This is a genomic window from Frankia sp. CeTa3Moorea (genome assembly GCF_978021225.1).
Genome location: NZ_CDXDOR010000028.1, coordinates 38905 through 45112 on the forward strand (window position 1 = coordinate 38905; position 6208 = coordinate 45112).

General features: G+C 68.1%; 4 protein-coding genes. 3 read left to right on the forward strand and 1 reads right to left on the reverse strand.

The features are described 5' to 3' along the window. Positions 1-19 precede the first annotated feature (19 nt). Complete coding sequence (gene trhA / locus AC08OV_RS07925) at positions 20-715, reverse strand: PAQR family membrane homeostasis protein TrhA (protein WP_476613250.1); 696 nt, start codon at positions 713-715, stop codon at positions 20-22. A gap of 283 nt (positions 716-998) precedes the next feature. Between trhA and AC08OV_RS07930 the strand changes: the two genes are divergently transcribed. The 3 genes from AC08OV_RS07930 (at position 999) to msrA (ending at position 6158) form a co-directional block, all read left to right on the forward strand. Beyond that, on the forward strand, positions 999-2828 hold the full coding sequence (locus AC08OV_RS07930) for a phosphoenolpyruvate carboxykinase (GTP) (protein WP_476613249.1): 1830 nt from the start codon (positions 999-1001) through the stop codon (positions 2826-2828). 1169 nt (positions 2829-3997) lie between these two features. Further along, entirely contained in the window at positions 3998-5290 is a 1293-nt protein-coding gene (locus AC08OV_RS07935) for a PhoH family protein (RefSeq protein ID WP_462187765.1), read from the forward strand. Positions 5291-5453: 163 nt separating this feature from the next. Then, positions 5454-6158 carry a peptide-methionine (S)-S-oxide reductase MsrA gene (gene msrA / locus AC08OV_RS07940; RefSeq protein ID WP_476613248.1) on the forward strand — a complete coding sequence of 235 codons (705 nt, stop codon included), beginning with the start codon at positions 5454-5456 and terminating at the stop codon, positions 6156-6158. Positions 6159-6208 lie beyond the last annotated feature (50 nt).

Sequence of the window (6208 nt, forward strand, 5' to 3'; positions counted from 1 at the left end):
GCCGTGTGGGGGAAGGCTGTTAGTAGATGGCGAAGAGCAGCGCGATGTAGTGGCAGGTCGCGGCGACGAGGGTGAAGGCATGGAACACCTCGTGGTAGCCGAAGATCGTGGGTACCGGGTCCGGTCGCCGGCAGGCGTAGACGACGGCGCCGAGGCTGTAGCAGACCCCCCCCACGAGCAGAAGGACCATCGAGGCGATCCCGGCCCGGTGGGCGAGCTCCGGGATCACGAAGACGGCCACCCAGCCGAGCGCGATGTAGAGCGGCACGGTCAGGTACCGCGGCGAGTGCAGCCACAGCATCCGAATGGCGACGCCGAGTCCTGCCCCTCCCCACACCACCGCCAGGACCACCCGAGCGGTCGTCGGCGGCATCGCAATCAGGGCGAAAGGGGTGTAAGTGCCGGCGATGAAAACAAAGATCATTGAATGGTCGAGGCGTTTCATGCGCGCCCGGGCGCGTGATGTCGACCACATCGTCCGGTGGTAGAGGGCGCTCGTTCCGAAGAGGGCCGCAATACTCAGGGCGTAAACTGCGATACCGAGCCGGGCACGCAGCGTGGTAGCCAGCGCCACCGCAATGATGCCTAGTGTCAGGCTGATCGGGAACGCGCCGGCATGTAGCCATCCCCGCATGCGCGGTCGCACCAGGTCACGCGGGTGCGAGGCGATGTCCGTCTGCGGAGGCCCGGCCGGCTGCTGTACGAGGGAAGCCACGCCGAGAACGATAACCCGAGGGTCGGTGCCGTCACGAAGCGGAGCCGGATGGCAGCAGTCGGTCCGTACCGGTGCGTGATGGATCCGACGCTTCTGCGCACTCGCTATCGCGCGACTGCGGACGGAACGCGCGGTACAGTCTAATGATCCTGAACGTGGCCTCGAACTCCCCCTATATTGTGGGTTTTGTCTGAACGTCCACGAGTACGTTCGAGTTCTCAAGTGGGCACCTGCATACGGTGAAGAGAGCGCGGCAGGTTCGACTCGACCGGAGGTGTGAGCTGTGACAACCGCGGCACAGGTTTCGGGGCTGGACGTGGCCCCCACGAGGCACGCCAGGCTAGTTGCCTGGGTGCGCGAGATTGCCGAACTCACTCAGCCGGACCGGGTTGAGTGGTGCGATGGATCAGACGCGGAGTTCGATCGGCTGACCTCCCTTCTGATCGAGCAGGGGACCCTGGTCCGGCTGAATGACGAGAAACGTCCGAACAGCTTTTACGCCGCCTCGGACCCGGGCGACGTGGCCCGCGTGGAGGACCGTACCTATATCTGCTCTGAGCAGGCGGAGGACGCCGGCCCGACCAACAACTGGCTCGACCCTGCTGAGATGCGGGCCACGCTCCGAGGCCTGTTCGCAGGGTGCATGCGGGGTCGGACGATGTACGTCGTCCCGTTCTGCATGGGCCCGCTCGGCTCGCGCATCTCGGCCCTCGGTGTCGAAATCACCGACTCGCCCTACGTCGTCATCTCCATGCGGACGATGACCCGGATGGGAACGCCCGCCCTCGAGCAGCTCGGAACGGACGGTTTCTTTGTCCCGGCCGTCCATTCCCTGGGCGCTCCGCTGGAAGCCGGCCAGGCCGATGTCCCGTGGCCGTGCAATACGACGAAGTACATCACCCATTTCCCGGAAACCCGGGAGATCTGGTCCTACGGCTCAGGTTACGGCGGAAACGCACTACTTGGCAAGAAGTGCTATGCGTTGCGTATTGCGTCGGTCATGGCCCGCGACGAGGGCTGGCTCGCCGAGCACATGCTCATCCTCAAACTGACGTCTCCCGCTGGCAAGGTCCACTACATTGCCGCCGCATTTCCGTCGGCTTGTGGAAAGACCAATCTGGCGATGCTCATCCCAACCCTGCCGGGCTGGCAGGCGGAGACCGTCGGTGACGACATCGCCTGGATGCGCTTCGGTGAGGACGGCCGGCTGTACGCGGTCAACCCGGAGGCCGGGTTCTTCGGGGTCGCCCCGGGGACCGGCGAGCAGACCAACCCCAACGCGGTCAGGACCCTCTGGGGCAACGTCGTCTACACCAACGTGGCCAGGACCGATGACGGTGACGTCTGGTGGGAGGGGCTGACCAAGCAGCCTCCGGCGCACCTCATCGACTGGAAGGGCCGCGACTGGACCCCCGAGTCCAGCGAGCCCGCCGCACACCCCAACGCCCGCTTCACCGTCCCGGCGGGCCAGTGCCCGACGATCGCCCCGGAGTGGGAGGATCCGCGCGGCGTGCCGATCTCGGCGATCCTGTTCGGCGGGCGCCGGGCGACCGCGGTGCCGCTGGTCACCGAGGCTCCCGACTGGCGGCGCGGGGTGTTCTTCGGCTCGATCGTCGCCTCCGAGACGACGGCGGCCCAGGCCGGAGCGATCGGCAAGCTGCGCCGGGACCCCTTCGCGATGCTGCCGTTCTGCGGCTACAACATGGCCGACTACTTCGCCCACTGGCTCGAGGTCGGGCAGAAGGCCGACCAGACGAAGCTCCCGCGGATCTACTACGTGAACTGGTTCCGCAAGAGCCCGGAGGGCAGGTTCCTGTGGCCGGGATTCGGCGACAACAGCCGTGTCCTCGCCTGGATCATCGGTCGCCTGGAGGGCACGGCAGCCGGGGTGGAGACGCCGCTCGGCGTCCTGCCGACGAAGGACGCCCTACCCGCCGACGGCCTCGACATCGCCGAGGAGGACCTCGAGACCCTGCTCACGGTGGACGTCGAGGTGTGGAAGCAGGAGGCCCAGCTGATCCCCGAGCACTACCAGACGTTCGGGGAACGGCTTCCGGCCGCCCTGTGGACCGAGCACGAGGCGCTCGTCGAGCGGCTGAACAGCGGAGGCTGAGCGGCTGACGCACCCAACCGCGGGCTCCGTTCGGGGACCGCACCGCTGGCACGGCACCTCGTGGCAGCACCTCGCAAGGCATCCGTGGCAACGCAAGCCATCCGTGGCACCACTTCGTGCGACGCTCCCGAGCGGGTCGGCCTTCGGCCGACCCGCTCGGCGGGCTCCCGGCCCGTCCCGTGGCGACCGGTCGGCGGCGGACTCATTCGTAACTCTGCGTCGCGTCCGTTGTTCCGCCGTCGGCGGGCCGCGTTCCTACCGAGTGTCGTGCTACGGCTCACCTGAGCGGAGCACCACCCGATAATGACCACTCCGCGGATCCCTGCATGTTCGCCGGGGATCAATCCCTTCTCCGGATGAATTTCCGGGAATTCCCCAGTCGGTTGGCTGAATTTCCTCCGACCCGCCCGACGGTGCCAGTCGGCGCCCTCTTTCGGGCCCGGTCCGGTCCGATCCGATCTCGATGACATGTCGAGACAACGAGTGTCCGATCATCGGCCCGCGGTGTTCCATAGCGTTCCGTCACGTTTTCCCCGTGGGCGCGCTTCAGGCCGTCACCTTTCGGTCGCCGCGTTTCGGGTGCCCCCTCCCATGTCGCCACGTTTCGGCCTGTCACGTTTCGGCCTGTCACGTTCTGGCCTGTCGCGTTTCGGCCCGCCGTGTCTCTGGCCGGCACGCCCGCGGTCACCCGGCTCTCGTCGGTCGCCGGGCTCGTGGATCCGGTGGCGGCCTGCGGCCGGTCGGTGCCCGTTGCCCCGGTTGGTGCCCGTTGCCGGAGTCAGTGCAGGTCCGGGGGCTTCTGAACCGGGCAGTGAGCGGTGACCTGGCTTTCTCGGGCGGACGCTCGTGGTCCGGTCTCCGACGGCGCCGCGCGCGGCGGTTGATGCTCCGCGTCATGATCCGGACGCAATGTGACCGATCAGGGTGCGACGGGAGCTCCGGGGTGCGAGACGTTTCCAGTTCTTAACGTAACGTGTTGTCGGAAGTGGGTCGCCATCATCGAGGGCTGCGGTTACCGTGGGAGCGCTAGCGTCTCAAGCCGTGGTCCGGCATGGTGCCGGACCTCTCGGGAGGCCCCTCGGTGCCGCAAGCGCGACTACACCAGGAGGCCGGTGCCCGGCTCCTGCAGGGGTCGGTCCCGGACTACCTCCGAGTAAGCGGGTGGGCGTGTGCCACGAACGCATGTCGTCGACACAAGCGTGCTGCTTTCTGATCCTGGCGCGCTGCTGCGGTTCGCGGAGCACAATGTCGTGCTCCCCCTCGTTGTCATAGGGGAGCTGGAAGGTAAGAGGAACCACCCGGAACTGGGCTGGTTCGCCCGGGAGGCACTACGCATCCTGGACGATCTGCGCATCCGGCATGGTCGCCTCGATCAACCGCTCCCGCTGGACAACGGCGGGACGCTACGGGTGGAACTCAATCACACCGATGCGGCGGTGCTTCCACTGGGGTTCCGGGTCGACACGAACGACTCGCGGATCCTGTGCGTCGCGATGAACCTCGCCCGCGAGGGCGCCGACGTCGTACTGGTCACGAAGGATCTCCCGCTGCGGGTCAAGGCGTCGGTGCTGGGGTTGCCCGCCGAGGAGTACCAGGCGCTGTCCCCGGTGGACACCGGCTTCTCGGGGATGGCCGAGCTCACCGTCACCCAGGAGGACCTCGACCGGCTTTACTCCCGCGAGTACACCGAGATCCTGGAGGCCGCCGACCTGCCCTGCCACACCGGCCTGGTCCTCACCACCACCGGGGGGAGCGCCTCCGCGCTCGGCCGGGTGACCGCCGACAAGCAGGTCCGGCTCGTCCGCGGCGACCGCGACGCGTTCGGCCTGCACGGTCGCTCCGCCGAGCAGCGGGTGGCCCTCGACCTCCTGCTCGATCCGGATGTCGGGATCGTCTCCCTCGGCGGTCGAGCCGGCACCGGTAAGTCGGCGCTCGCCCTGTGCGCCGGGCTCGAAGCTGTGATGGAGCGCCGGGCGCACCGCCGGGTGGTGGTTTTCCGCCCGCTGTACGCCGTCGGTGGCCAGGAGCTCGGGTACCTCCCGGGCAGTGAGAACGAGAAGATGGCGCCCTGGGCCCAGGCGGTGTTCGACACCCTCGGTGCGCTCGTCTCCCCCGAGGTCATCGAGGAGATCGTGGATCGCGGGATGCTGGAGGTGCTGCCGCTCACGCACATCCGTGGCCGGTCCCTGCACGACGCGTTCGTGATCGTCGACGAGGCTCAGTCCCTGGAGCGCGGGGTGCTGCTGACCGTGCTGTCCAGGCTCGGGCAGGGGTCACGGGTGGTGCTCACGCACGACGTGGCCCAGCGCGACAACCTGCGGGTCGGCCGGCACGACGGGGTCGCCTCGGTGATCGAGACCCTGAAGGGCCACCCGTTGTTCGCGCACGTCACGCTCACTCGTTCCGAGCGATCGCCGATTGCGGCCCTGGTCACGACGATGCTGGAGGATCTCGTTCTCTGACAGGGTGCTCCCTGATCACCCGGCGAACTTTCGATGAACCTCTGATGAACTTTCGATGAATATCCGGAGAGCATCTGGAGGGCGTCCGAGGGTCCCGGGCTGCGGGAACGTGTGGCCGCGGTGCGCGGTTGTGCGAGGAGACAACCACCGGAGGTGGCTTCCCATGTTCTTCGGTCGTCACAAGACGACACTGCCCACGCCCGAGCAGGCCCTTCCTGGCCGGGATCGGCCGGTGTTCGCGGGCGACGTCCCGCACACCGTGCTGGGGACCCCGCTCGCCGGCCCGTTCCCGGCGGGTCTGGAGACCGCCGTGTTCGGCCTCGGCTGCTTCTGGGGGGCCGAGCGCGCGTTCTGGAAGGTTCCCGGGGTGTACACCACCGCCGTCGGCTACGCCGGAGGGCACACCCCGCACCCCACTTACGAGGAGGTGTGTTCCGGGCTGACCGGGCACACCGAGGTCGTCCTTGTGGTGTATGACCCCGCGAAGGTCGGCTACGAGGAGCTGCTGCGCGTGTTCTGGGAAGGGCACGACCCGACCCAGGGCATGCGGCAGGGCAATGACGTGGGCACCCAGTACCGTTCGGCGATCTACACCACCACCGCCGGGCAGGCCGCCGCGGCGGCTGCCAGCCGCGAGGCGTTCCAGCAGGTGCTGACCGCGGCGGGCCTCGGGGCGATCACCACCGAGATCGCCCCGGCTGGTCCGTTCTACTACGCGGAGGAATACCACCAGCAGTACCTTTCCGACGCCAAGAACCCCGGCGGCTACTGCGGCCTGGGTGGCACCGGGCTGTCGTGCCCGGTGGGGGTCGCCTCGGCCGGTTCTCCCCGCGCCGGGACGTCCGTGGAAGCCTCCAGCGCCGGCTGAGCGCGGCCAGCGGAGACGGGAGCGGGGGGAACCTCGCGGATGGGGGAGGG